This is a genomic window from Bacillus sp. FSL K6-6540 (assembly GCF_038007545.1).
In genome coordinates this window covers 2,154,319-2,180,112 of sequence record NZ_JBBOXH010000001.1, presented here as the reverse complement: position 1 = coordinate 2,180,112, position 25,794 = coordinate 2,154,319, and the positions used below count along the sequence as shown (strand labels likewise).

24 protein-coding genes are annotated in these 25,794 nt (G+C 52.4%); all 24 read right to left on the bottom strand.

The genetic code is table 11. The features are described from left to right. Positions 1 to 46: 46 nt before the first annotated feature. Positions 47 to 541: a DivIVA domain-containing protein gene (locus MHH82_RS09540; RefSeq protein ID WP_009589591.1), complete on the bottom strand. Its 495-nt coding sequence runs from the start codon at positions 539 to 541 to the stop codon at positions 47 to 49. A 171-nt stretch (positions 542 to 712) separates the two neighbouring features. After that, a complete protein-coding gene (locus tag MHH82_RS09535) occupies positions 713 to 1,498 on the bottom strand; it encodes a YlmH family RNA-binding protein (RefSeq protein ID WP_251493657.1) in 786 nt (261 codons plus the stop codon). Positions 1,499 to 1,509: 11 nt separating this feature from the next. Beyond that, complete coding sequence (locus MHH82_RS09530; RefSeq protein ID WP_009589590.1) at positions 1,510 to 1,779, bottom strand: YggT family protein; 270 nt, start codon at positions 1,777 to 1,779, stop codon at positions 1,510 to 1,512. A gap of 8 nt (positions 1,780 to 1,787) precedes the next feature. Next, positions 1,788 to 2,234, bottom strand: a complete 447-nt coding sequence (locus MHH82_RS09525) for a cell division protein SepF (RefSeq protein WP_009589651.1) — start codon at positions 2,232 to 2,234, stop codon at positions 1,788 to 1,790. A gap of 2 nt (positions 2,235 to 2,236) precedes the next feature. Continuing rightward, a complete protein-coding gene (locus tag MHH82_RS09520) occupies positions 2,237 to 2,926 on the bottom strand; it encodes a YggS family pyridoxal phosphate-dependent enzyme (RefSeq protein WP_041621955.1) in 690 nt (229 codons plus the stop codon). Between the two features lie 8 nt (positions 2,927 to 2,934). After that, positions 2,935 to 3,789, bottom strand: a complete 855-nt coding sequence (pgeF, locus tag MHH82_RS09515; protein WP_015734242.1) for a peptidoglycan editing factor PgeF — start codon at positions 3,787 to 3,789, stop codon at positions 2,935 to 2,937. Between the two features lie 67 nt (positions 3,790 to 3,856). After that, positions 3,857 to 4,189: a YlmC/YmxH family sporulation protein gene (locus tag MHH82_RS09510; protein ID WP_009589579.1), complete on the bottom strand. Its 333-nt coding sequence runs from the start codon at positions 4,187 to 4,189 to the stop codon at positions 3,857 to 3,859. 163 nt (positions 4,190 to 4,352) lie between these two features. Further along, positions 4,353 to 5,135, bottom strand: coding sequence for an RNA polymerase sporulation sigma factor SigG (sigG, locus tag MHH82_RS09505; RefSeq protein WP_006209087.1), 783 nt, complete (start codon positions 5,133 to 5,135; stop codon positions 4,353 to 4,355). A gap of 77 nt (positions 5,136 to 5,212) precedes the next feature. After that, positions 5,213 to 5,935, bottom strand: coding sequence for an RNA polymerase sporulation sigma factor SigE (gene sigE / locus MHH82_RS09500; protein WP_009589674.1), 723 nt, complete (start codon positions 5,933 to 5,935; stop codon positions 5,213 to 5,215). A gap of 169 nt (positions 5,936 to 6,104) precedes the next feature. Continuing rightward, the gene (spoIIGA, locus tag MHH82_RS09495; RefSeq protein ID WP_049788794.1) at positions 6,105 to 7,118 is read right to left on the bottom strand and encodes a sigma-E processing peptidase SpoIIGA; all 1,014 of its coding nucleotides are present in this window, start codon (positions 7,116 to 7,118) and stop codon (positions 6,105 to 6,107) included. 388 nt (positions 7,119 to 7,506) lie between these two features. After that, positions 7,507 to 8,634 (bottom strand): cell division protein FtsZ, encoded by a 1,128-nt coding sequence (gene ftsZ, locus MHH82_RS09490; RefSeq protein WP_009589569.1) that lies wholly within the window; start codon positions 8,632 to 8,634, stop codon positions 7,507 to 7,509. A gap of 57 nt (positions 8,635 to 8,691) precedes the next feature. Beyond that, complete coding sequence (gene ftsA, locus MHH82_RS09485) at positions 8,692 to 9,975, bottom strand: cell division protein FtsA (RefSeq protein WP_009589690.1); 1,284 nt, start codon at positions 9,973 to 9,975, stop codon at positions 8,692 to 8,694. Between the two features lie 215 nt (positions 9,976 to 10,190). Further along, the gene (locus MHH82_RS09480; RefSeq protein ID WP_015734239.1) at positions 10,191 to 10,946 is read right to left on the bottom strand and encodes a cell division protein FtsQ/DivIB; all 756 of its coding nucleotides are present in this window, start codon (positions 10,944 to 10,946) and stop codon (positions 10,191 to 10,193) included. A 58-nt stretch (positions 10,947 to 11,004) separates the two neighbouring features. Continuing rightward, positions 11,005 to 12,288, bottom strand: a complete 1,284-nt coding sequence (gene murA / locus MHH82_RS09475) for a UDP-N-acetylglucosamine 1-carboxyvinyltransferase (RefSeq protein ID WP_015734238.1) — start codon at positions 12,286 to 12,288, stop codon at positions 11,005 to 11,007. 16 nt (positions 12,289 to 12,304) lie between these two features. Next, positions 12,305 to 13,210, bottom strand: coding sequence for a UDP-N-acetylmuramate dehydrogenase (murB, locus tag MHH82_RS09470; protein ID WP_015734237.1), 906 nt, complete (start codon positions 13,208 to 13,210; stop codon positions 12,305 to 12,307). Between the two features lie 157 nt (positions 13,211 to 13,367). After that, the gene (gene murG, locus MHH82_RS09465; protein WP_145035319.1) at positions 13,368 to 14,477 is read right to left on the bottom strand and encodes an undecaprenyldiphospho-muramoylpentapeptide beta-N-acetylglucosaminyltransferase; all 1,110 of its coding nucleotides are present in this window, start codon (positions 14,475 to 14,477) and stop codon (positions 13,368 to 13,370) included. 5 nt (positions 14,478 to 14,482) lie between these two features. Next, complete coding sequence (gene spoVE, locus MHH82_RS09460; RefSeq protein ID WP_009589659.1) at positions 14,483 to 15,580, bottom strand: stage V sporulation protein E; 1,098 nt, start codon at positions 15,578 to 15,580, stop codon at positions 14,483 to 14,485. 49 nt (positions 15,581 to 15,629) lie between these two features. Further along, positions 15,630 to 17,063: a UDP-N-acetylmuramoyl-L-alanine--D-glutamate ligase gene (murD, locus tag MHH82_RS09455; protein ID WP_036666006.1), complete on the bottom strand. Its 1,434-nt coding sequence runs from the start codon at positions 17,061 to 17,063 to the stop codon at positions 15,630 to 15,632. Between the two features lie 3 nt (positions 17,064 to 17,066). Further along, positions 17,067 to 18,032 carry a phospho-N-acetylmuramoyl-pentapeptide-transferase gene (mraY, locus tag MHH82_RS09450; protein WP_009590845.1) on the bottom strand — a complete coding sequence of 322 codons (966 nt, stop codon included), beginning with the start codon at positions 18,030 to 18,032 and terminating at the stop codon, positions 17,067 to 17,069. 4 nt (positions 18,033 to 18,036) lie between these two features. Then, on the bottom strand, positions 18,037 to 19,458 hold the full coding sequence (locus MHH82_RS09445) for a UDP-N-acetylmuramoyl-tripeptide--D-alanyl-D-alanine ligase (protein WP_036666008.1): 1,422 nt from the start codon (positions 19,456 to 19,458) through the stop codon (positions 18,037 to 18,039). Continuing rightward, positions 19,458 to 20,942 (bottom strand): UDP-N-acetylmuramoyl-L-alanyl-D-glutamate--2,6-diaminopimelate ligase, encoded by a 1,485-nt coding sequence (locus MHH82_RS09440; protein ID WP_145035317.1) that lies wholly within the window; start codon positions 20,940 to 20,942, stop codon positions 19,458 to 19,460. The genes MHH82_RS09445 and MHH82_RS09440 overlap by 1 nt, the downstream gene beginning before the upstream one ends. 61 nt (positions 20,943 to 21,003) lie before the next feature. Continuing rightward, positions 21,004 to 22,947, bottom strand: coding sequence for a stage V sporulation protein D (locus MHH82_RS09435; RefSeq protein ID WP_015734232.1), 1,944 nt, complete (start codon positions 22,945 to 22,947; stop codon positions 21,004 to 21,006). Between the two features lie 86 nt (positions 22,948 to 23,033). Continuing rightward, positions 23,034 to 25,340 (bottom strand): penicillin-binding transpeptidase domain-containing protein, encoded by a 2,307-nt coding sequence (locus MHH82_RS09430; protein ID WP_145035315.1) that lies wholly within the window; start codon positions 25,338 to 25,340, stop codon positions 23,034 to 23,036. Between the two features lie 18 nt (positions 25,341 to 25,358). Beyond that, positions 25,359 to 25,772, bottom strand: a complete 414-nt coding sequence (locus MHH82_RS09425; protein ID WP_036666013.1) for a hypothetical protein — start codon at positions 25,770 to 25,772, stop codon at positions 25,359 to 25,361. Positions 25,773 to 25,794: the final 22 nt, after the last annotated feature.

Sequence of the window (25,794 nt, the reverse complement as noted above, 5' to 3'; positions counted from 1 at the left end):
TATTAGTTATAGACGACTTCGCGGAAAAAGTCAACCGGATACCCGCCTAGTATACCTCTTTCGGCTCCAGACTCGGTTCGCGGTTCTCCAGCGTCTCCCAGCCTTCCTGCTTCAGAAGCTCCAGCTGAGCCTCTACCAAGGAGCGGAAACGGGTGCGGTAGATGGAGGCCTGCTTCTTCAGCTCTTCAACCTCCAGCGCGATTTTGCGGGATTTCCCGAGCGCATCGTTAATGATCCGGTCCGCATTCTTCTCGGATTCCTTAACGATCAGCTGAGCTTCCTTCTTCGCGTTGTTCTTCAGCTCATCCGCCGCCTCCTGGGCGACAATGATGGTCTTCGATAAGGTTTCCTCAATATTCGAAAAATGATCCAATCTTTCTTGCATCGCCATTAGCTGGTTGCCTAATTCTTTATTCTCCCGGATCACACTTTCATAATCCTTAATAATCTGATCCAAAAACTCGTTGACCTCGTCCTCATCATAACCGCGAATTCGACGGGCGAATTCCTTGTTATGTATATCAAGCGGTGTCAATGGCATGGTGTGCACCTCCTAAATATATGGGCCTTACAGGACGGTCCGTCCGCTGTGTTAGCCAAACCACCCGTCCGTGAAGACAATAGCGGTCATTTACGATTTATCGGCAAATCCATTTTCATTTTGAATGTTCCCTGTATGGTTTCGACAAAAAAACGGCAATTCCTTCAAAGGTCAAGCATATTTCCCAACCTTGATACGGTACCGCCCTTTTTTCGTCAGGCCGCCCGTCTCCAGTACTTTAAAACGTCCAAATCCTTGGATGGAGACGACATCGCCTTCTTTTAAGTTCGTGGAGGGATCCTCTTCCACTTTCCAGTTGACGCGGCATCGGCCAGCCTTGATCGGCACGACGATTTTTGTGCGGCTGATCCGGTAGGCATCGCTGGCGATTCCGTCCAGTCTCATGGAAGATACCGTAATGTCCATCGCCTCAAAATTCGTTCGGGCCACCTGAAGCTTGTCCAGCGGCAGCAGATCCGTCATGACATGCACCCGGTGGACCTGGCTGAGATTCAGATGCAGGAAGGCGCTGATATCGTCGGCAACGACCGCATGGCAGCCGTCCGCAAGCACATGGATATCACCGATCTTGGATCTCTTAATGCCCAGACCCAGTATCGCCCCCATATAATCGCCATGCTCCAGCTCCAGAATCTTCTGATCTCCGGAAGAGATGCTGAGCACCTTCAACTTCAGATCCTCGCCCTCAAGCGCCCGGTAATCCGGAGCAATCATCGCCCGCACGCGTTCGGCATCAGCATGTCCGCCATCAAACACGGCATGCACGTCCGGATGACGATTCACGAGCGATTCCAGAATGAACCGCTGCCTGGGATCCAGGAAATCCGTCAGCTTGGTTTCATGATATTGTCCGGCATTGACCACCCATTCCCAAGCCCGGTCCACAAATTCCCGTTCGTCCTTGTGAAAATGATCGTAGATGTCCAGTTTCATCATTCATTCACCTGCTACAGGATATATCCGAGAATGGCGTATACGCCGCGCTCTGCCAGCTGCAGCACAAACAGCGCGATAATCGGGGAAATATCGATCATGCCCATAATCGGCGGAATGAACCGGCGGAAAGGCGCAAGATATGGCTCTACCAGCTTGCCAAGCAGCTCCCCGACAAAGCTTTCCCTCACATTCGGAAGCCAGGACATCAGGACATAAACCAAAATCATGTAGAAGTAAATACGGAATAGCGTGCTAACAACGCTAATAATTTCGTAGGTCAAAGCCTAAATCACCTCATTCTGTTATATTCATGCTCGTCTGCTAGAATCTCCGAGATCGAACCTTGGATCTCAACGGTATCCGGCGTGCATAGGAAGATGTTCCCGCCCACCTTCGAGATTCCGCCGCTAAGCGCATAAACGGTTCCGCTAAGAAAATCGATAATGCGCAACGCCTGATCATTCCTCACGCGCTGAAGGTTGACCACAACCGTTCGGAATGACCGCAGATGATCTGCAATCTCCTGTGCTTCATCATATGAACGAGGCTCGACTAATACAACCTTAACGTTCTTCTGCGAATGAATGCTAACGATATTGCCGCTCTTTTGGTTTTTCCGATGATCAAACGGCGTTGCCTCCACCGGCTCTTCCTGCGAGGCCAGAACCTCGCGTTCCACAACTTCTTCTTCCTCTTGCAGTCCCAAGAAATTCATAAACCGGTTCATCACGCCCATCGTCAATCCTCCTCTTTCCCTACTAAAATTGAGCCGAGACGCACCCAGGTCGCCCCTTCCTCTATGGCAACTTCAAAGTCATTGGACATGCCCATGGACAATTCGGTCAATGGCTCCGCCGTAAGCGCCTGCTCGTTCAGCTCATCTCTTAGTTGTCTTAAACCACGAAATACAGGACGCGTCTGCTCCGCCGACGATTCGTATGGAGCCATGGTCATGAGTCCGGTTACCTTTACGTGCGAAAGACTGTTGATTTCCTTCAAAAACTCGGCTGCTTGCTCGGGAGGCAAGCCGTACTTGGATTCCTCACCGGAGATATTGACCTGCATCAAGGCGGATACCTGCAGATTCAGCGCAGCCGCCCGCTTCTCCAGCTCATGGGCCAAAGACAAGCGGTCGAGCGAATGAATATATTGAAATTTATCAATGACATCCCGGACCTTATTGGTCTGAAGATGGCCGATGAAATGCCATGTGCCGCGGTTGCCGAGTGCATTCCACTTCGCCTGGGCATCCTGCCAGCGGTTCTCGCCGATATGCAAAAGTCCGTGATCCAGTACCGAAGCCGTCATATCCAAGGAGACATATTTCGTGACCGCAATCATATTCACATCATTCCGGTCCCTGCCGCTTCTTGCGCAAGCCTCCGTTATTCGCTGTTCCACTTGATCGATACGTTCCTTCAAACTCAAGGGACGACTCACCTCTTTCTCATCCCGATCCAACTCGCCATCCGACCCGTAGTCCCTCCATCTTTGCGATAGGAGAAGAACCGATCGTGATTGCAGCTTGTACACCATGATGTACATTCGATATGTTCCGCCAATATTCCTGCTTTAATCATAATGTGTCTGTTTATTTCTTTCAAGTTCAGCATGTATTTCCCGTGTCCCTTGTCGATATAAAAAGCTGAATTTGTAACTTTATCGCCTGAGAATCCTTCGATTCCGAGTTCGCGGACACGCTCCATGACCCGATCGTCCACCTCGTAACAGCATTCGCCGATCGACGGACCGATGGCTGCATGGAGGTTCCGAGGCAAGCTTCCGTATTCCGCAGACATCCTGACCACCATTTGTTCGGCTATGCCGCCCACGGTGCCTTTCCAGCCCGCGTGGGCCAGACCGACGGCGCCCGTGACCGGATCCCAGAAATACAGCGGCACGCAATCCGCGTAGAAGGAAGTCAGCAACACGCCGGGAACATCGGTTACAAGCCCGTCCGTATCTTGATAGGCCGAGGCCCGGTCCAAGCTCCCTCTGCCCCTGTCCTTATCATGAACGACGCCAATCCGGATGCCGTGCACCTGCTCGCCGCACGTCCAGTCTTCGAGAGAAAAGCCGAGCGCCGCGGCGACCCGCTTCCGGTTCTCGACAATGTCGCCCGGCTCGTCTCCGACATGAAAGGCCAAATTCAAACTGTCATAGGGTATCCGGCTCACGCCGCCATGCCGGCCCGTGAACCCGGCCGTGAGTGCGGCCGCTGACTTCCCTTCCCATTTTTGGATCACAAACAGACTCGGTGTCTGCCGATCTTGACTAACAAACGGTTCCATGAACATTCACCTCTATGACCAGTGTAACAGAAAACATACGCCGGAGACATATGAACCCGCCGTTTGGTTAGAAGGATCGACGGTCAGGACGATCCAGATACTCCACCGGTTCCTGATCATCCGGCGTTCTCCGCAGTTCCTCCATTTTGACAAGGACCACGTCCGAGCCGATCTTGACGATATTCCGCCACGGTATGATCAGATCGCTTCCGCCGCCGAACAGCCCCATGAATTTGCCGTAGCTCGGCACCACGATCGCTTCAATCCGGCCCTGCCGCAAATCCAGCTCCAAATCGCTGATTTGCCCGAGCCGCTTGCCGTCGATGATATTAATAACATCCTTTGTTTGAAAATCGGAAATTTTCATCTTTTTCCCCACCATTTGATTATCAGGTATCATGAGCATCACACCTTAGATGTATTTGAAGGTTATCCGTCCATCCCTGTTCAATCCGCATCCCTCTGTTCAATATATGATCCGCTTGGGTAAAATAGCTTATTTAAAACGAAAAAAACGACCCCATAAACGGGATCGTTGTCTGTTCGTTTGATTGCTGGCCTTCTTAAGTTTTGACGTGTTTCTGCATCTGCTTGATCGCCGACTTCTCCAGGCGCGACACTTGGGCTTGGGAGATACCGATTTCATCGGCAACTTCCATCTGGGTTTTGCCTTCGTAAAACCGCATGGACAGAATCATTTTTTCGCGCTGCCCTAGCTTGTGCATCGCTTCCCGGAGAGCGATTTCCTCAATCCAGGACACATCCTTGTTCTTGTCATCACTGATTTGATCCATCACATATATCGGATCGCCACCGTCATGATAAATCGGCTCAAACAGCGAAACAGGATCTTGAATGGCATCGAGTGCAAAAACAACGTCTTCCTTGGGCACATTCAGCGCTTCGGAAATTTCAAAAATCGTCGGTTCACGCGAATTCGCATTGGTCAGCTGATCCCGGACCTGAAGTGCCTTGTAGGCAATATCGCGCAGTGATCGGGAGACGCGAATCGGGTTATTGTCCCTTAAGTATCGACGTATTTCTCCGATAATCATCGGTACGGCATAAGTGGAAAATTTAACATTTTGCGATAAATCAAAATTGTCGATGGCCTTCATCAATCCGATGCAGCCTACCTGAAACAGATCATCAACGAACTCTCCCCGATTGTTAAACCTTTGGATGACGCTGAGCACCAGTCTCAGGTTGCCGTTCACCAATTTTTCTCGGGCCGACCGTTCATTGTTCTGCTGCAGATTATGAAACAGCTCCCTCATTTCCACATTCGTCAGAACAGGCAGTTTTGACGTATCCACACCACAAATTTCAACTTTGTTTCGCGTCATGATGACTAACCTCCCAAGGAGAAACATTACTGTACATTATCTCCGAGGGGGGTTATTTTATTCCTTGCGATTTCCAGTTACACCATCTTGTTGAATTCTTTGCGGAGCCGTTTAATGATTCTCTTCTCCAATCGGGAAATGTAGGATTGCGAGATTCCAAGCAGGTCTGCCACGTCTTTTTGCGTCTTTTCTTCCCCGTCCTGCAGGCCGAAACGAAGCTCCATAATCATGCGTTCCCGGTCGCTCAATTTATCGAGTGCTTTTTGCAGCAGCTTCCGGTCGACCTGCTCCTCGATGTTGCGGTAGATGGTGTCGTTCTCGGTGCCCAATACGTCGGACAGGAGCAATTCATTGCCGTCCCAATCGATATTCAGCGGCTCGTCGAAAGAGACCTCGCTTCGCGTTTTGTTATTCCGGCGCAGGTACATCAAAATTTCGTTTTCAATGCAGCGCGAGGCATACGTGGCCAGCTTGATTTTTTTCTCGGGGTCAAACGTATTCACCGCCTTAATCAATCCGATGGCACCAATCGATACCAAATCTTCGATGTTAATGCCGGTGTTCTCGAATTTGCGGGCGATATAAACGACCAGACGCAGATTACGTTCGATCAGCATGGCCCGGGTGGCCGCATCGCCGGTAGGTAGCTTTTTGAGCAAGAACTCCTCTTCCTCTTTCGTTAGCGGAGGCGGAAGCGCCTCGCTTCCTCCGATATAGTAGATTTCCTGACTCTTCAAACCCAGCATAAAAAGTACGCGGTAATACTGCAGCTGCAACGCTAATCTCCATTTAACGGGCATCTCTTATCCTCCTAATGCGTTTTCCCGAAGGTTTAACTGACTTCATAAAGATCATCTTTAGGCTTCTAATCCGGAAAGGATGGATTTTCATGAAGATTTTCAAAGACTTATCCATCGCTCGAACGTTGGGTCACAGACTCGAACACTATGAAAATGGCTTCACCTGTCATTATCCTGCAGACTTGGCTTCGCCTGATTTCAGACCGGTCGCCTCATGATTCTGAGAATCGCCCGTTATGGCAGGTTGTGCATTCTTCGGCGTCCCCTCACCTTCCGTCAACGCCGGATGGATGATGGCCCTGTATGCCCTGTCTCCCGAAAGAGTCCCGCCGTCAAGACCAATCAGCACCTTGGATGCCGTGTATTCAAATCCCCCCAGCTCGACTCGTACCATGTCAGGCTTCAGCGCAAGCATAAATGCAGCCCCCCGGTTGACGCCGCGATACGGAACAAGCCGCAGGCGGTCCTGCCATTCGAATTCCTCTGCCGCCAGCCCCATGATTAATTTGTCCGGTTCCCCCTCCATCAGCTGTTTGCTCCATCCCTGGGGCAGGTAGGCTTCCCATAGTTCTGCTTCCATCACCATAACCGGCGTGCGTGTCAAGGGATCGCTCAATTGGTTACCAGTATCAAGCAGACCCACACAGCCTATTTTGGCGCTGCCGATCCATACGGACACTTCTCCCAACAAGGCTTCCCGGTTCTCGGTTTTTCGTTTCGTGGTCTGAACGGCTTTAAACGCGAATACAACTACAAAAAAGGTAATGCACGCAAACCAGAATCCCACCTTCAATTCAAAGGATAGCCCGCCCGATGTCGTATACCATATCCCGCTGAACAACTCTCCCGAATTTTGGACCAAGTAATGAAAACCGATAATGCCACCGGCAGCGGCAAAATTCACCATGTAAAAGGCTCCCAAATTCCGAAGATAACTCTGCAAGCTCACAAAGCCGAAAGCCACCCACAGCATGATCAACGATAGTCCAAACTTGATGAGAAAGGTAAACAAAAACGACAATTGCGGGACAAACATCATGACGACATACAGAGCGCCGATCACAGAGGATAATGCAAGCCTCCACCATGTTGGCTTCACTCTCCGCATCCAGGCGGTCAAAGCCAGCAAAACGGCGTCAATGACGAGGTTTGCCAAAAATATGAGATCAATATAAACAACCAGGTTGTTCACCTGCCTAGTCGAAGAATCCTCTACCGTTATCCTTCTGTTGAATTCTGGGCTATGGGAGATGTTACTAGTATAAGAAGAATAGAATTCAAAGTCTGTCTAAACCTGTGGGCGGATTTCGGACTTTTTTTGTCGATGAAGGGCAGTTTTTAGAGACCTGTACCAAGAGCAGCCTCTTAGCGTTATCGGCGATCTCTATCTTGGCAGGAAGGCTCGGGGAATATCCGTAATTTCCCCAGTAATTGCTGATTGGGCTTTCATTCGTGAAAGTGTGACAGCATCAGCTGTTGGCCTTGTAAATGAAATAAAAGGAAGATGACGAGGCTTGGATATAAAAATAAGCCTGTCTTCATCATGATGACGAAGCACAGGCTTACCGTTATTAATCATTATTACGGGTACGATTGCGAAGAAAAGTAGGAATATCAAGCTGATCATTGCTCTGATTGCCAAACGGCTTCAGATTCACATTACTCTTGTCCGTTTCCGGCTGCTGTTGTTGCTGTTGTTCCCCTTGCGGCATTGCAGGACGACGTCCCGGCGGGATTGGAGAAGGCTTGCTCTCAAAGCCGGTAGCGATAACCGTGACCTTGATTTCATCCTTCATGCTTTCCTCAATGATCGCACCGAAGATCATGTTCACTTCCGGATCGGAAGCAGATGTTACAATCTCGGCCGCTTCATTCACTTCATACAAGGAAAGATTGGTTCCTCCCGTAATATTCATGATCACACCGCGGGCACCTTCGATTGAGGTTTCAAGCAGCGGGCTCATGATCGCCTTGCGGGCAGCCTCGGAGGCACGGTTTTCACCAGTAGCCAGTCCAATACCCATCAGAGCCGAGCCGCGTTCTGTCATGATCGTTTTCACGTCGGCAAAGTCAAGGTTGATCAGACCCGGCACTTGGATCAGATCAGAAATGCCCTGAACGGCCTGACGCAATACGTTATCTGCTTCTCGGAACGCTTCCAGCATCGGTGTCTTCTTATCAACGATCTCCAGCAAGCGATCATTCGGAATGACGATGAGTGTGTCCACTTTCTCTTTCAATGCTTCGATGCCAAGCTCCGCTTGGGAAGCACGCTTGCGTCCTTCGAACGTAAACGGACGAGTGACAACCCCAACCGTTAATGCCCCGCACTCTTTAGCAATTTCAGCGATGACTGGCGCAGCTCCAGTACCTGTACCGCCACCCATACCGGCTGTAACGAATACCATATCGGCACCCTTCAGGGTGTTCATGATCAAATCACGGGATTCTTCCGCAGCCTTCTTGCCTACGTCAGGATTGGCGCCGGCACCAAGACCGCGAGTGAGCTTGTCCCCGATTTGCAGTTTATGTTCGGATTTTGCAAGGTGGAGTGCCTGAGCATCCGTATTGACCGTAATGAATTCAACGCCCTGCACACCATTTTCAATCATTCGGTTAACGGCGTTGCTTCCGCCGCCGCCTACTCCGATTACTTTTATTTGAGCTAAGCTCTCCATTTCAAAATCAAATTCCAACATCTAATCCATCTCCCCCTCAATGTGCGTGGATGGCACGTCCACAGTCGAATGAATCCGCTATATAAACTCGCTGAACATCTTTTTCAGGCGTTCAATAAATCCCGGCTTCTGGCTGGTCTCCTGAGTTGCTGCGACAGGATTTTGCTGCTTAGCGCGGTTCACCGGTTTCTTGCTATTTCCGCTGCTGTTGTTGCTTCCTCCTGTATTCCGTACGCGTACGTTCCGGATTGCATTATGGAGGATGCCGACTCCGCTGCAGTATCCCGGATCACGAACACCGATAAAATCGGGAACCGCAATCCGTACGGAAGTCGCCAACTCATTTTGTGCCACCTGCAGCACACCAGGCATGGACATAGTGCCCCCAGTAAGTATATAACCACCAGGAAGCTCACTGTAACCCAAGCGCTTGATTTCTTGGCGCACTAATTGGAATATTTCCTGAACGCGAGGTTCTATGATAGCTGCCAGATCCTCTTGAGTGAACTCCTTGTCCACATTGCTTCCAATTCTCGTTACCTTGAACGTTACTTCGTGTGCGGCACTCTCGATCAGCGCGCACCCGTACTTCAGTTTAACCTTCTCTGCTTGATCCGTCAGCGTTCGCAGGCCGTATGCGATATCATTCGTCACGAAATCTCCGCCTACCGGAAGCGTGGAGGTTGCGGCAATGCTGCCTCCCTCGAACACAGCCAGCGTGGTTGAGCCCGCTCCGACGTCGACCAGCACGGACCCCATCGTTTTCTCGTCCTTGGACAAGGCCAGCTGGCCCGCACCAAGCGGAATCAGCACCAGATCCTTCACTTTCAGACCTGATTTCTCCACGCAGCGTAACAGGTTATGTATTGCCGTTTTGGCGCCAGTTATAATCGTCGCTTCCACTTCCAGCCTTACGCCGATCATTCCTCGCGGATCAGAGATTCCTTCCAAACCGTCAACTACAAACTGTTTAGCAACCACATCGATAATTTCACGATCGGGAGGAAGCGCAACGACTTCCGCTGCCTTCAGCACGCGGTCAATGTCCTCTTCACCAATTTCGCGATCCTCGTTCGATACTGCCACAACGCCGTGGCTGGATTGAAGTCCGATATGATTTCCAGATATGCCGACATAAACTTCGGATATTTGAATACCGACCATACGCTCCGCATGATCAACAGCGCTGCGAATGGATTGTACGGTCTGGTCGATATCTACAATTGCACCTTTGCGAATTCCCTCCGAGTCGGCAGATCCAACTCCAATAATATTAAAGGTTCCATTATTAACTTCCCCAATAATAGCACGAACTTTGGATGTACCGATGTCCAAACTAACAATGATGTCATTGTTGCTCAAGCCCTGGCACCTCCTGTTTTTAGCAAATTAATTTTGATTATAAAGAATACATTTCTACTTATTCAACACTCGCGGGTCTTTCCCTCTTTTTTCAACATTTTTTTTACTGCCAACATTTGCTATAACAGGCCGTAAAAGTCATTCAAAAAAGAAGAGCCGAAACAAGTTGTCAATACTTTCAATTGTACCATTTATTCCTATGCCTGAGTAGGGGTTTATTGCCCTTCCTCGGCGTCTTCTCCAACTTCTTCTTCAAACGGCACGTAAGAATCGGCTTCCAGCATCGTAATCACACCCGGCCGCTCTATTTCGGTAACCTGATTCAAGTACTCTACCTTGTCACGGAGCAAGGAAACCGAAGTAATGACCTCGAATTTGGAACGCGTATACATCTTGATCCGATCGGGAAAAGATAACGTTGGCGATGGCATGATCTCCGAAATGTCCGAAGTCAGGCTGCCTGGAATCTCGGCAAGTACTTTGCTGAGCTTGGCCTTGTTGGGGTCGTTCGCTTCCCAATTGGTCAGAATCGGCTTCTCCACGGCAATGCCGCTTGCCGTTACGGGAACCGAGGTACCGCTCGACAGGATCGCTTGGAGCTCGCCGCTGTCGGACAGCTCATAGGCAACCGTAGGATGTTCCGTCACCACGATACTGACTTCGCCGGGAAAGCTCTTGACCACTTCGGCCGTCTTAATCGTGCCCAGCTCCATCAGGCGCTCCTGCACGAGTGTGGGATCGACGCCAAAGTACTGGTCTCCGATGTGGAGTCCGCTTTGCTTGGTAAGCTGCTCATTTGTATTAAACGTATTACCTGTAAAATGAATCTCGGTAACTTGGCTGACCGACGACCGGAAAAACAGGATCGTCAGCAGAGCTGCAAACAGCAGCAAAAGAATCCATATGATTTTTTTGGCCGTTTTCGGTTTGGGCTTGTCCTGCTTCAGGACAGGCATATGTGTCTTGGACATATCCACTCTCTCCATAAAGACCTGTTATCCCCTCCTCTTGGAGGGGATGCTCAGGACCTCAATTGGCTAAATCAAGCGGCTTTGGCACCGGCGTCTGACGATAGATCCGTGCGCCTAAACCTTGGAACATGTTTTCAATACGATCATAACCGCGATCAATATGGTGAACTTGCTCCACCACGGTCGTTCCCTGCGCGGCCAAACCGGCAATGACGAGCGCCGCTCCAGCCCGAAGATCGGTTGCTTCCACGGTGGCTCCGTAAATTCTCTGAACGCCGCGTATGAACGCATAGTTCAGATCCGTAGAAATGTCCGCCCCCATGCGGGAGAGTTCCTCCACATGCTTGAACCGTCCTTCGAATACCGTCTCTTTCATCACGCTAAACCCGTCAGCCAAGGACAGCAAGACCATGACCTGGGATTGCAAATCAGTCGGGAAAGAAGGATACGGCGAAGTCACGATCCGTTCCACAGCTTTAGGACGGCTCATGCAGCTTATATTTATTATATCATTGCATATACTGGTTTGAACACCGGCGCGCTTCAGCACATGTATAAGGGAAGTTAAATGGGACGGATTGGTCTTTGTAAGCGTTACGCTGCCGCGGGTAACCGCTGCTGCGATCATGACTGTTCCGGCTACGATCCTGTCCGGAATGATCTCATACTCGCAAGGCTCCAGGCGCTCCACGCCATGGATCGTTATGGTATCCGTTCCTGCACCGATAATGTTCGCTCCCATTTTGTTCAGGAAATGCTGAAGGTCCTGAATTTCAGGTTCTCTCGCGGCATTGGTGAGCACCGTCGTGCCGAGCGCCGTTGCAGCTGCCATCATGATATTCTCCGTCGCCCCCACGCTGGCAAAATCCAGATGAATATCGGTTCCGATCAAACGGCTGGCCCTGCAGTGGATCTTATCGTTGCTCTCCTCGATTTCCGCACCAAGCGCCTGCAATCCTTTAAGATGGAGGTCGATCTTGCGTTCTCCGATCGCGCAGCCTCCGGGCTGGTAGATCGTCACTTCGCCAAAACGGGCCAGCAGAGGTCCCATCAAAAAGATGGAGGATCGCATCTGCTTCATTAAATCTTCCGGGACATGAAACGAATTGGCCGACGAGGTATCCACGGTCACCGTCTCCAGCTCATGCTTGCATTTGGAGCCGAGACGGCCGAGAATGCTGAGCATCACTTCAATATCCAGCAGATGCGGGACATTGCTTAATCTTACAGTCCCTTCTGCAAGAAGACTTGCTGCTAGAATAGGTAAAGCTGCATTTTTTGCTCCATGGATACGTATGGTTCCTGATAGGGGCCTTCCGCCCTCAATCACCAATTTGTCCAATGTATCACCTCCGAGTTTACCGCTCGCCCAGAACGTACACCTCAGGCACCATTTGAATTCCGTTCTTCTCCGATATGGTCTCCTTGATGCGTTCCATCAAAGCGAGCACGTCCTCTGCTGTCGCTTGACCGGTGTTCTCGATGAAATTGGCATGCTGTAAAGAAACTTCCGCGCCTCCGATCCGCAGGCCCTTGAGACCGGCAGCCTCGATCAACCTCGCCGCATGGTCGCCGGGCGGGTTTCGAAATACGCTGCCTGCCGTTGCGGATTGGAGTGGCTGCGTACGCCGGCGACGGTCCTTATAGGAGGCCATAACGGCTGTAATCTCCTTGCGGTCTCCTTGACGGAGCTCAAATACCGCTTCAGTCACAATCCCTTTTCGTTCATGCAGAATGGAGTGTCGGTAATCAAACGCCATATCTTTCGCAGCATACGTAACCAATTCCCCTGTTTCCAGTACAATGTCAGCGGACTTGAATATGCGTGACACATCAGACCCATGGGCACCCGCATTCATGTAGACGGCCCCTCCGACCGATCCAGGAATGCCTCCGGCAAATTCGAGCCCGGATAATCCTTGTTTTCCGGCCAGAACACTAAGTTTGACAAAAGACAGACTGCCGCCTGCAGTTACCGTCTCTCCGTCAAAACGAAGCTCCTCAAAACCCTGGCCCAGCTTGATGACCGCTCCCCGAATTCCTTTATCGGCAACCAGCATGTTTGAACCGCGGCCCAGCTGTGTCCAAGGTATGTGATGGGCATGGAGAAGAGTGACCAGTTCCTTGAGCTGTTCCTTGTTCTCAGGAACAATCAGGCAATCGGCTGGTCCGCCTATTTTCCATGTCGTATATTTTGCCAGCGGTTCATTCCATAACACTGCTCCGACATTGGCCTCTGATAGTAGCGATTTCCACTGCTGCATTTTAAATAAACCTCCCTTGACTTTCAAAACCAAAAGGCCATTCCTTCAACTGGATGAAGAGATGGCCGCTGTCAGTAATGCCGGCCTCATGGGTGTGTCACGATTATAGAGTATCTTATGTCAGGCTCCATAGGTGTGTGACAATCGCCCAGCCGTTTTAGCGTTTGCCGGTTAACCGGCGGATTTCTTGGGTTATGACGGCCGCCGAGTCCGGTTTGCCGAGCTTTTTCGAAGCCGCAGACATCAACTCTCTTGCAGAGCGGTTGGTCATGATCTCCTCAAGCTTTCGGAACAGCGATTCAGCCGTCAAGTCCTTTTCCAAAATCATGCTGGATGCTCCCGCTTCCTCCAATTGCCTCGCATTCGCCTCCTGGTGGTTATTGGTGACGTTAGGTGATGGTATAAGGACGGATGGGATGCCAAGCGATGTAATTTCCGCCAGGAATGAGGCTCCCGCACGGTTTACGATCAGCGAAGTAGCCGCAAGCACTTCCGGCATATTATGAATATAGGGCAAAATATGAAGATGATTCGGCATGGTGCCGAGCTGGGACCGAATGGATTCCCGCGTATTCTCGAAATACGTATCGCCCGTAACAAATACAAAATGGACGTTCGGCAGCTTGTGAATGAACGGCGCCATCCCGATCATCGCGTTATTGATCGCCTTGGCTCCCCGGCTTCCGCCGACGATCAGAACGACCTGGCTGTCCACCGGAATGCCGAGCGTAGCAAATCCACGTTCACGATTGGCGGATAAAACCGTTGTCGCACGTGGATTTCCTGTATATACCGTTCTTTTGGCTTTAGGAAAAGAAGACTCCGTTCCTTCAAAACTGACGGCAACCGTATCCGCATATCGGCTGAGGAATTGGTTGGTCAGGCCCGGAATCGCGTTCTGCTCATGAATCATGGTCGGTATTCCCAGCTTGGCGGCGGCGTAAACGACAGGGCCGCACACATATCCGCCCGTCCCGATCACGACATCGGGCTTAAACTCCTTCAGAAGGGCCTTCGATCGCTTCACGCCTTTGAAAAAACGCATGATCGTCTTCACGTTGTCCATCGACAGCTTGCGCCGGAACCCCGTGATATCGATGCTCTCGAACGGCAGCTTCTCTTGGGGCACCAGCTTGCTTTCGAGGCCTCGCTCGCCTCCGATATATAAAAACTCCGTCTTCGGATCTTCCTTCTCACATTGTCTTGCTATGGCAACGGCGGGGTAAATATGCCCCCCCGTTCCGCCGCCGGTCAAAACGACACGCATACCCTTCACCTCGCATAACGGGAAATATTTAATAGAATGCCGAGCGCCGTCAGCATCAGCGTCAGCGAGCTGCCTCCGTAACTGATAAGCGGCAGCGTAATCCCTGTCACCGGCATCAAACCGATAACGACGCCGATATTGATGACGACCTGGATGGCGACCATGCCTACGATCCCTACGGCCAGCAGACTACCAAAGCCGTCGGTGACCGTCATGGCCACCCTCATGCCCCGCCACACCAAGGCGGCGAACAAGAGCAGTACAATCAAGCCGCCGATGAACCCCAGCTCTTCGGCCAGGATCGAAAAAATAAAATCAGTCTGCGGTTCGGGCACATAAGCGTACTTCTGACGGCTCATGCCTAGTCCGAGTCCGCCGAGTCCGCCCGGCCCTATCGCATAGAGGGATTGGATGATCTGGTAGCCTGCGCCGAGCGGATCGGACCATGGATCGAGAAAGCCGGTTATCCGCTTCAGCCGGTAGGGAGCTGTCAGAATCAAGCCTATGAATCCGGCTATCCCGCCTAAAGCGAGAAAGCCCAGATGCTTCATCCGTGCTCCTGCCGTAAATACGATCATCATCGCAGCACCGAGCATAACGGCGCCCGTACCCAAATCAGGCTGGAGCATGATCAGCCCGAATGCCAGTCCGATCAAACCTAGCGGCGGCATCAGCCCCCTGGTAAAGGATGTAATATCATAGTCTTGCTTGCTAAGCCAGCGCGATAGAAACAGAATCATGCCCAGCTTCATGAACTCGGAGGGCTGAATGCCGAACGAGCTGATGCCGAGCCAGCTTCTGGCTCCGCCGCGAACAACGCCGATGCCTGGAATTAGTACGATAATCAGCAAAAAAAAGCAGACCAGCAGCGCAATCTTGCTGTATTTCTTCCAAACCCGAAAATCGATCCTCGATGTGAAGTACATGGCAGCAAGCCCCAGACAGGCAAAAAACAGCTGACGCTTCACAAAATAAAACTTATCGCCATAGTCATGAAAAGCGAGGACGGAGCCTGCACTGTATACCATGACGATTCCGATGGCCAGCAGGGCCAAAATACAGATAAGCAGCCACAGATCGGGCGCCTGGCGGTTCTTGTTCATGGAAAGGCCACCTCGTACATCCTTAGTAGGGGCTTTTCCACCCCCCTACTTAAAGGTTATGCACCGCCTCTTTAAAAATGCGTCCTCGCGTCTCATAGGAAGGAAACATGTCCCAGCTGGCGCACGCGGGGGACAGGAGAACGATGTCTCCGCTCTCCGCCAGCCCGGCGGCCTTCCGGACAGCCGAGGTCAATGTCGAAGCGGCGTCCTCCCCATTATCGACGAGGATGATGTCCTTTAATCCGGCCTTGGCGGCAGCGTTCGCGATTTTCTCCCTGGTTTCGCCAAGAAGCACGACCGCTTTCACCCGCCCTTGCATGGATGGGATCAGCTCCTCGTAATCCGAGCCCCGGTCAAGCCCCCCCGCGATCAAAACGACAGGTTCCTTGAACGAGGTCAAAGCCATGTGCGTCGCCTTGGAATTGGTTGCCTTGGAATTGTTGTAATAGGATACGCCTTGAAGCTCCGCCACAAATTCCAGGCGGTGCTCAACGCCGCGGAAGCTGGACAAAGCTTCCTCCAGCTTATCGGGGGCAACGCCCGCCGCTATGGCGATGGCACAAGCGGCCATTGCGTTCCCCACATTGAATCTTCCCGGCAGTCCGATGTTCTCCACACGGATGATCTCATGGGTAAACCCTTCGCCGTCTGTATAAATGATTCTGCGCCCCTGATCGTCTTCGTCCGAATCCTGGGCACCGGGAGCATATGGCGGCGTGATGTGAACCCCTTCACGAAGGCTCTCGCTCATCGAAAAAGGCACGATGTGCGCCTTGATATACGGGACAAGGTTTCTGCACACGGGATCATCCCAATTGAGCACAGCGGTATCCTCCGAAGTCTGGTTGGCAAACAGCTTGGCTTTGGATGCCACATAATCATCCATTCCGCCATGGTAATCCAGATGCGTTTCCGTCACGTTGAGGAGGCAGGCAATGCGCGGCCGGAACGCCTCCGTTCCTTTTAGCTGAAAACTGCTCAGCTCCACGACCATCCAGTCATGTTCGGTGGCTGTCGCAGCGGCCTCGGATAGGGGCGTGCCGATATTGCCGGCAACGATCGGAGAAAGGCCGGCGTTTTCCAGCAGCTTGCCTACCCAAGTCGTCGTGGTTGTTTTGCCGTTCGAGCCCGTGATGCCGATCATCGGAGCTTCACACAAGTGATAGGCGATTTCAACTTCGGTCACGATAGGAATTTCAAGCTCGATCGCCTTTTGGACAGGCGGGACCGAATATGGAATTCCCGGGTTTTTGACAAGGAGCGACACGCCGGGATGAATGAGGTCATCGGGATGCCCGCCGCAAATAACAGAAATACCCAAAGCCTCGAGCTCCGAGGCTTCAGGACACTGTTCTCTTTCCTTTCGATCATTCACGATGACGGAGGCGCCGGCTTGATGCAGCACCTTGGCCACCTGCACTCCGCTTTTGGCAAGACCCAACACGACGATAAGCTTATCCCGATAATCATCTAGCTGCTTCATATGTTACAACCCCTTGTTGATATAGAGTCCGAGTCCCGCAAGTACCAGTCCCACGGCCCAAAATGTAAAAACAACGCGCCACTCCGACCACCCGGACAATTCGTAATGGTGGTGGATCGGGCTCATTTTGAATATTCGTTTGCCCCGGGTTTTGAAGGAGATCACCTGAAGCACAACAGATAGCATCTCGATGACGAAGACCCCTCCAATGATCAGGAACAGCAGCTCGCTCTTGGTTACGATGGCAATGGCGCCGATGGCACCGCCGATGCCTAAAGAACCCGTATCTCCCATGAACACCTTCGCGGGATGAGCGTTAAATACCAGAAACCCGAGCACCGCGCCGATCATGGCAGCCGCGCAGAACGCCGCCGCGAACGAGGTGGACTGAATCGCGACGATGGCATAGGCGCCAAAGGCAATCGCGCTGACGCCGGACAGCAGGCCGTCCAATCCGTCGGTGAAATTGACCGCGTTGCTGATTGCAAGCATCATGACCACGATGAACGGATAATAGAACCATGGGCCCCAATCAAAGGACCAATCCATGCCGGGTACGCTGATTGCCGTGCTGTGGCCGTTGGAAATCAACAGCCAGCACATAATACCGGAAAACAGAAGCTGTCCAAACAGCTTCTGCCGGGCCGTAAGTCCTAATGATCTGCGAAACACGATCTTGATGTAATCGTCAAGAAAGCCGATTAAACCGAAACCGAGCGTGGCTACGATCAGCACGTAGAAATCGGTATCGACAGGCGAAAATTTAATATAAGTCAGCGTAAAAGCTAGAAGAATGACGACGCCGCCCATCGTTGGCGTCCCGGCTTTTTTCAAGTGGCTCTGCGGACCGTCGTTCCTGACCTGCTGGCCGAACTTCATACGCCGCAGCAGCGGAATGAGCAGCGGAGCCGATATCACCGCAAGCACAAACGCTACACCGATTGTCAATAACAGTAATTGAAAGTCCATCCGCTCACCCCCTCACTCCGTTGTTGCTGCCCGGCAGTGCCTTCAAGGCATCAACCACGTACTCCAGCCTCATGCCGCGCGAGGCTTTCACCAATACGATATCCTTCTCCGTAACCTGCTCCAGCAGGGCTTCGATCAGCTTTTCTTTATCCGTAAAAGAAAGCACGGCCCCTTCCGGGAAGCGGGCTTTCGCTTTATTCGCCGTATGAAGAGACAACGGACCGTAGGTGAATACCAGATCCGCATTGTCCGGAGATAAATACTCTCCGATTTCGGCATGGAATGACTCTTCCCGCTGACCAAGTTCCAGCATGTCCCCGAGCACGGCGATCCGGCGGCGGTAACCCTTCATATCGCCAAGCACGTCTACAGCCGCCTTCACCGCCGTCGGGCTGGAATTGTAGGCATCGTTCAGCACGGTTACCCCGAACGCGGTCTCTACGGCTTCGATCCGCATGCTCGACAGCTTCAGATGGGCGAACCCGCTGCGAATGGCTTCATCGCCGATGCCCAGATGGGTCGCCACGGCCATGGCTGCCAGGGCGTTTACCACATTGTGGCGGCCGAGGAGCGGCAGGCTGAAGCCTTCGCCTGCATGCCGGCTCGAAGTAAATATGATTCCTCTGGCATGGAACATGAGTCCCGTCGGATAATCGTCATTGGTATCTTGATTTCCGAACGTAAACGTACGCAGCCCCTCCGGCTTCACCGTTGCCTCTTCAGCAAGCACCTGGCGGATCAGCGGTTCGTCCCCATGATAGATCAGCAAACCGCCGGGCTTCATGCCGCTGATAATTTCAAGCTTGGCCCGTGCGATTTCTTCCCGGGAACCGAGCTGCAGCAAATGCGCTTCCCCGACATTGGTGATCACGGTCAAATCCGGGCGGGCTATGTTCGAGAGCAGCTCGATCTCATGACGTCCGCTCATGCCCATCTCAAGCACGATAATGTCGGTGTCTTCCTTCATGGCCAGCACGGTTAACGGAAGCCCGATATGATTATTATAATTGCCTTGCGTTTTGTGAACGTTATACGTGGTTTCAAGCAGTGCCGAGACCATGTCCTTCACGGTGGTTTTGCCGTTGCTGCCGGTTATGCCCACCACCTTGGCTCTGCTCTCGGACAAATAGGCCGCCGCAAGCGACTGGAGCGCCTTTAATGTATCCTCCACGAAAATGAGCGGAAGGTCGGCGGGAACCGGCTGATGATCCCTCTGCCAGAATGCCGCGCCGGCTCCGCCGGCGAGCACGCTCTCCACGAATTCATGCCCGTCAAACTTCTCGCCGACAATCGGAACAAACAGGTTGCCCGGCTGTATGGTTCGGGAGTCGGTGCCGACTCCTTGAATGATGATGTTGTCATCTTGGTTACGTGAGAGCGTTCCGCCGCACATGTCGGCGATGCTCTTTAATGATTTATGGATCACTATTGTCTGCCCCTTATCGCGTCTTTGGCTACGATGCGGTCGTCAAAATCAAGCACTTCGCCCGCAATCAGCTGATAGGTCTCATGACCTTTCCCCGCAATCAATACTACATCGCCCGGGCTTGCCATTTCAATAGCCTTTTCGATCGCTTTCCGGCGATCGACGATGAGCTTGTAGCTTTCGGTTGCCACACCGTCCTCAACCAATCCGGCCTCGATATCCTTCAATATCAACTCCGGATCCTCGGTACGGGGATTATCGGAAGTTACCAATACAACGTCGCTGTATTTCGCAGCGATTTTACCCATGATCGGCCGTTTGGTCCGGTCCCGGTCGCCCCCGCAGCCGAAAACGGTGAGCACCCGGCCTTCCGCGAATTCATTGACGGTGCGGAGCACATTTTCAAGTCCGTCCGGCGTATGGGCATAATCCACGATCACGGCATACGGCTGGCCTTCATCCACGACCTCTACGCGGCCATCGACTCCGGGCACGGATTCCAGGCTGTTCTTGATATCTTCGAGCGGCACACCTTCCAGGAGCGCTGCCGCGATCGCAGCCATGGCGTTATACACGTTGAATTTCCCTACCATTCGAATCGAAATGTCCGCACTGCCGCGGAACGTATCCACATGGAACGAGGTGCCTTGCGCGGTGATCGATATATTGCTCGCCCGCACATCCGCATCTTCACCCAAACCGTAGGTAATCACTTCCGCCGCGGTCTGCTTGGCGAAATATGCCGAAGCATCGTCATCCGCATTCAGGACGGCATATTTGCGCGCGGATTCGTCCTTGGCAAAAGCGTTGCCCAGCCGGGAGAAAAATAACCCTTTTGCGCCGCGGTATTCTTCCATCGTGTGATGATAGTCCAGATGGTCCTGGGTCAGATTCGTGAAGATGGCCGTCCGGAAATCCGTTCCCTTCACGCGCCCCTGTTCGAGCGCATGCGAGGATACCTCCATCACGCAGCACTCGGTGCCTGCATTGGCCATATCGTTCAAGTAACGCTGAAGCTCCAGCGCCTCGGGCGTCGTTCTCGGCATCGGGAAGGACCGGCCGCCGTATTTCATCTGAATCGTGCCGATCAATCCGGTTTTCAACCCGAAATCGTTCATGATCGTCTCGATCAAATACGTTGTCGTTGTCTTGCCGTTCGTACCGGTTACGCCGATCATCTTCATGCGGGAGCTCGGCTGATGATAAAAGGCATTCGCCAAACCCGCCATCGCGAAGCGGCTGTCTTTCACGATCACCTGCGGGAGGTCAACCTCCAGCTTGCGTTCAACGACCAGCGCCGCGGCGCCTTTGCCGGCGGCCTGGGCTGCAAACTGGTGTCCATCCACCGTATGGCCCGGCAGGCAAATGAACAAATCCCCCGGTTTTACTTGTCTGGAGTCTGTTTCTATCCCCGTAATTTCAACATCTCCGGATCCCTCGATAACAGCAGCGGCCAATACGGATGATAATTGCTTTAAGTTCATTGTTATCCCTCTCTCTATATATCTGCATCATCCGCCCTTCGCTTGCCGACTGGATGATGCCTTAGTGTTCGTGCTTGGATTCCCCCGGGTCTTCGCCCATGTAAATCCGAATGGTGGACCCTCGCTCCACCCGGCTTCCCGGCTTCGGCGCCTGGGAAATTACCGTATTGCCGGTTCCGGACTTGGCCAGCATGAAGTTCATATTTAAGTCTTCATACAGATCCTGAACGGTTGCACCGACCAGGTTCGGTACGGTCACGGTCGGCGTCTCGCCGTACTTGTATTCGCGGGCAAGCTGATCTTTGCGCGGCGGGACGTTCATATAGTGCAGCGCATCCTCCAGGATATTCTGCACGATCGGGGCTGCCACGACGCCGCCGAACTGTATGCCTTTCGGGTTATCCACCGCCGTGTACACCACGATTTCCGGGTCATCGGCTGGCGCGAATCCGATGAAGGAGACGATATGCTCGGTTGACGAGTAACGGCCGTTAATCACCTTCTGGGCGGTACCGGTCTTCCCTCCCACACGATAACCGTCAATAAAGGCCGGACGTCCGGTTCCTTTGGCGACGACGCTTTCGAGTGCCTCGCGCACTTGCTTGGAGGTTTCCTCCGAGATTACTTGTCTGACGAGCTCCGGTTTGATTTCTTCCACCGTCTCGCCCGTCTCCGGATTGACCCAAGCCTTGGCGACGTGCGGCTTGAACAGCTTACCGCCGTTAATGGCGGCGGACACGGCCGCAACCTGCTGGATCGGCGTAACCGATACGCCTTGGCCAAACGCCGTTGTGGCCAGCTCGACAGGGCCAACGTTATCGAGTTTGAACAGAATGCCGTTCTCTTCCCCATTCAAATCGATGCCCGTCTTCGCACCAAAGCCGAAATCCCGGATATACTGGAACAGGCTTTCCTTGCCCAGCTTCTGGCCCAATGCCACAAAGCCCGGGTTGCAGGAGTTCTGCACAACCTCCATGAAGGTTTGACTGCCATGGCCGCCTTTCTTCCAGCAGCGCAGCCTGGCTCCGCCGACCTCTACCGCCCCGCTGTCGAAGAAATGGTCGTTCTTCAGATCGACCTTGTCCTCTTCGAGGGCAGCGGCAAGCGTAATAATCTTGAACGTCGAGCCCGGCTCATAGGTCATCCAGATCGGCAAGTTGCGATTGTATGTCTCCGCTGAAAATTCCTGATAGTTGGCAGGGGAGTACCCCGGCCTGCTGGCCATCGCCAAAATCTCGCCCGTCTTCGGATTCATGGCAATCGACCATGCTCCATTCGCCTGGTATTTCACCATGGCCTGGTCAAGCTCCCGCTCCATGATGGACTGGATCGATTTATCGATCGTCAGCTCCAGATTCAGACCGTCGCGGGGCTCTACGTATTTCTCCGAGGAGCCCGGCATGATTCTTCCGCCCGCATCGGACAAATAGGATATTCCGCCTTCGAAGCCCTTCAGCTTGTCGTCATGCATGGCTTCCAGGCCGGTGAGTCCCTGGCTGTAGGCTCCCGTAAACCCCAAAATATGGGCCGCGAGATCGCCGTAGGGATAATACCGTTTGTTATCCTCAGCAACAACGATACCCGGCAGCTTCAAATCACGAATTTCCTGAGCCAGCTCCATCGTAATTTTTCGTCCACCGGGATTTATCCGTTCCAATCTCGAACGTTTCGTAATGATCTTCTTGATATCGGCCTTGTCCATGCTGATCAGTCCGGCCAACGTCTCGGCTGTATGGTCCGGATCTTTGATTTGTACAGGAATCGCCCAAATGGTCGGTGTCGTTATATTCGTAACCAATGCGGTTCCGTTACGGTCCAGAATTTCGCCCCGCTGTGCCGCAAACGGAATGTCGCGGCGCCAGAGGTCCTCCGCCTTCGCCGACAGCTCCGCGCCTTTCCCGATCTGCACATAGGCCAGTCTGATGATCAGCGCAGAGAACAGCAGGAGCAGCAGCAGCAGGCTCCAGAGCAGCCTTCTCCGCTGCGATACCTTGGATACTTTCACCTAAGCTTCCCTCCCTGTTTGAACCCGAAAGCTCATGATATGCGTTCTTCACATGAGTATTCGGGACAAACCCGGGTTAGAACAAGCTATTCCCCTCCTGTATCGCCTTGTCCTGGGTCGTTTGCTTCTGCTTCGTTATCGGGGGTTCCTTCCGCCTCTTTGTCGCCGGTTTCTTCCCCGTTCGCATTTTCGTTGCCAGCGGAGGAGGTTTCATCGGTACTGCTGCTCCCCGTTATCAGCTCTTGAGCCGATTTCAGCGTTAATTGCACGATCCGCTGGCCATTCTCTTTGGCTTCCAATTGCGATACAACGAAACCCTCGCCCTGAACGTTCACCTTTACTTTCATCAAGGTGAGCACCTCCATGGCATCCCTAAGCGATTCTCCCTCTAAATTCGGGATTTTCATCGATGGGCTGTCCTCTGTAAGAAGATAAATGCGCTGTCCAACGTTAATGATCGAATTTGCGGGCGGATACTGCTCCTTCACGGTGCTTCCATTGCCCAATGTCTCAAACGCAACTCCATCCTTCAACAGCTTGGCCTTTACTTCGCTGAGCTTCATTCCCGTAAAGTCCGGTGCTTTAAGGGCATCCTTCGGCGCCGTTCCCGGATTCGATTTTTCTTTGTCCTGAGTTTCAGTCGTTTTGGGAACGCCCCAATAATTCAAGGTCTTGGAGACGATTTCCTTGAAGATCGGTGCCGCCAGCGCACCGCCGCCCTTCTCCACGTTCGGTTCGTCGATAATGACCAGCACGGCAATCTTCGGATTTTCGACGGGTGCGTACCCGATGAACGAAACCACCTGTTTCGAACGGTCTTTATATCCGCCGCCGGATTTAATGGCGGTACCGGTTTTGCCCGCTACGCGGTAGCCGTCGATATACGCAAGCTTGCCTGTGCCGTTTAATTGGTCGGCTACGACTTGCTCAAGGTAAGTCCCTGTTTCTCTTGCGGCTTCGGGAGATATGACCTGGCGCACGACTTTCGGCTCGATTTTCTGAACCTCGCCCGTGTTGGGGTCCTCGATCTCCTTCACCATATGCGGCTCCATTAGCTTGCCGCCGTTGGCAACGGCGGAAATGGCCGCTATCTGTTGTATAGGCGTTACCGATACGGCGTAACCATAGGTCATGGTTGAAATATCGGAATCATAGGTCATGTTCAAGGTACCGAGAATTTCCCCCGGCAGGTCAATATTCGTTTTCTCGGTAAACCCGAACTCCCGAATATAATTGGTAAACCGCTCCTTGCCGAGCATCTCGTATCCGAGTTTAACAAAAGCAACGTTACTCGACTTTTTCACGCCTTCCAGGTAGGTGATCGGTCCCCACCCTACGCTGTTTATGTCCCGGTGGGTTCTTCCCCCCGCCCTTATGGAACCGGATTGATAAATAGCACCCGGGTTAAACAGCTTTTCCTGCACTGCGCTGGCCAGGGTTACAATTTTGAAGGTCGATCCCGGCTCATAGATGGACCGCACGGCATGATTGATAAAATTCTTTTGATTCCATTTCGAATATGTATTGGGATCAAAAGTCGGCATGTTGGCCATCCCCAGTATTTCCATCGTGTTCGGATCCGCCGCGATCACCGTCATGCTGATTGGTTTATATTGGTTATACGTGTCGCGCATCGCTTCCTCGATATAATACTGGATTGTATCGTCGGTCGTCAGTACTAAATTTTTCCCATTTATTGCAGGCTGGTATAATTCATCCTCGCTGGGCAGCTTGACTCCCTTCTTGTCGCTCTTGTAAGAAGCGAATCCGTCGGTCCCCTTCAGCATCTCGTCATAGTATTGCTCAATGCCTCCGATCCCCTGTCCTTGACGATCGGTATAACCCAGCATATGTGCAGCCAATGTCTCTTTGGGATAGAAGCGTTTTTGCTCGCGTTGAAACCCGATGCCCGAATCGGGAACTTTGCCTGCGGCCTTCAATCGATCATTCAAGCTTTCGCTGAACGCTTTGACCTCTTCCATCTTCTCCTGGCTGATCTTCCATCCTTCGTTGCGGACTTCCACGCCCTTGAGGTATTCCCCATCCTTGCCTTTAGCTTGAACCATTTCACGAAGCTTGTCCTCATCCTTGCCGAGAGTTTCGTGCAGCCCTTTAACGACCTCGTTCTCCAAGCCGTTAGCCTGGATGACCGCAGGGTTTACAATGACCGTGAAGGCAGGGGCGTCCATGGCCAGGATGTCGCCGTCCCGGTCCATGATCGTACCGCGGGAGGCCGGCAAATCTTGGGTTCTGGACCACTTCTTCAAAGCTTCGGCCTTCCAGAAGTCGTTATCGATCACCTGCAGCCAAAACACCCGACCAATCAATAAAGCAAAAAAGAGGGTTATACATCCCCCTATTAGCACGGTACGCAGTTTGATTTTTTTTATCATCGGTCAAAACCTCACACTTCAATCATTTTGTCCCGAGTCTGAATCCTGTGTCCCGGTTGATCCCGAGACAGGTGATAGATGGATCGTGTTATCGTCCTCAATCGGCACATAACCGAGCTCTTTCGCCTTGTCCAATACCTGCATCTCCAGCGTTTGCTTCTCTACCTGAAGTTGATCAATATTTCGCTTCGCTTTGAGTATATTATTGTCGGTATCATGAATTTGCCGGTTCAAGTCATAGGAATGAACATGACTCATGCCGATGACGCCCATGACGGCAACCACGAACACCACGGACAACAAATACAACAGCTTTTCTTTTTGCGGAAGCTGGGAACGACGTTTAACGACTTTGGTCTTCTCGAGATAAGCGGACTGCTGCGTTTCCTTCTGTCTCTCCTGTACGGCTAAATTGCCGCGCGTGTAAGCCATGGCTGATTCTCCTTCTTCAGGG

Excerpts from the sequence above, each read along its gene's own strand:
- murB (WP_015734237.1), bottom strand. The coding sequence starts at position 13,210 with ATGCAGCAGTGGAAATCGCTACTATCAGAGGCCAATGTCGGAGCAGTG.
- pgeF (WP_015734242.1), bottom strand. The coding sequence starts at position 3,789 with ATGGAACCGTTTGTTAGTCAAGATCGGCAGACACCGAGTCTGTTTGTG.
- sigG (WP_006209087.1), bottom strand. The coding sequence starts at position 5,135 with ATGACGCGAAACAAAGTTGAAATTTGTGGTGTGGATACGTCAAAACTG.
- MHH82_RS09430 (WP_145035315.1), bottom strand. The coding sequence starts at position 25,340 with ATGATAAAAAAAATCAAACTGCGTACCGTGCTAATAGGGGGATGTATA.
- ftsZ (WP_009589569.1), bottom strand. The coding sequence starts at position 8,634 with ATGTTGGAATTTGATTTTGAAATGGAGAGCTTAGCTCAAATAAAAGTA.
- MHH82_RS09440 (WP_145035317.1), bottom strand. The coding sequence starts at position 20,942 with ATGAACTTAAAGCAATTATCATCCGTATTGGCCGCTGCTGTTATCGAG.
- spoVE (WP_009589659.1), bottom strand. The coding sequence starts at position 15,580 with ATGAACAAGAACCGCCAGGCGCCCGATCTGTGGCTGCTTATCTGTATT.
- mraY (WP_009590845.1), bottom strand. The coding sequence starts at position 18,032 with ATGGACTTTCAATTACTGTTATTGACAATCGGTGTAGCGTTTGTGCTT.
- MHH82_RS09535 (WP_251493657.1), bottom strand. The coding sequence starts at position 1,498 with ATGATGAAACTGGACATCTACGATCATTTTCACAAGGACGAACGGGAA.
- murG (WP_145035319.1), bottom strand. The coding sequence starts at position 14,477 with ATGCGTGTCGTTTTGACCGGCGGCGGAACGGGGGGGCATATTTACCCC.
- sigE (WP_009589674.1), bottom strand. The coding sequence starts at position 5,935 with ATGCCCGTTAAATGGAGATTAGCGTTGCAGCTGCAGTATTACCGCGTA.
- MHH82_RS09540 (WP_009589591.1), bottom strand. The coding sequence starts at position 541 with ATGCCATTGACACCGCTTGATATACATAACAAGGAATTCGCCCGTCGA.
- MHH82_RS09480 (WP_015734239.1), bottom strand. The coding sequence starts at position 10,946 with ATGTCCAAGACACATATGCCTGTCCTGAAGCAGGACAAGCCCAAACCG.
- MHH82_RS09525 (WP_009589651.1), bottom strand. The coding sequence starts at position 2,234 with ATGGGCGTGATGAACCGGTTTATGAATTTCTTGGGACTGCAAGAGGAA.
- murD (WP_036666006.1), bottom strand. The coding sequence starts at position 17,063 with ATGAAGCAGCTAGATGATTATCGGGATAAGCTTATCGTCGTGTTGGGT.
- MHH82_RS09425 (WP_036666013.1), bottom strand. The coding sequence starts at position 25,772 with ATGGCTTACACGCGCGGCAATTTAGCCGTACAGGAGAGACAGAAGGAA.
- MHH82_RS09510 (WP_009589579.1), bottom strand. The coding sequence starts at position 4,189 with ATGATACCTGATAATCAAATGGTGGGGAAAAAGATGAAAATTTCCGAT.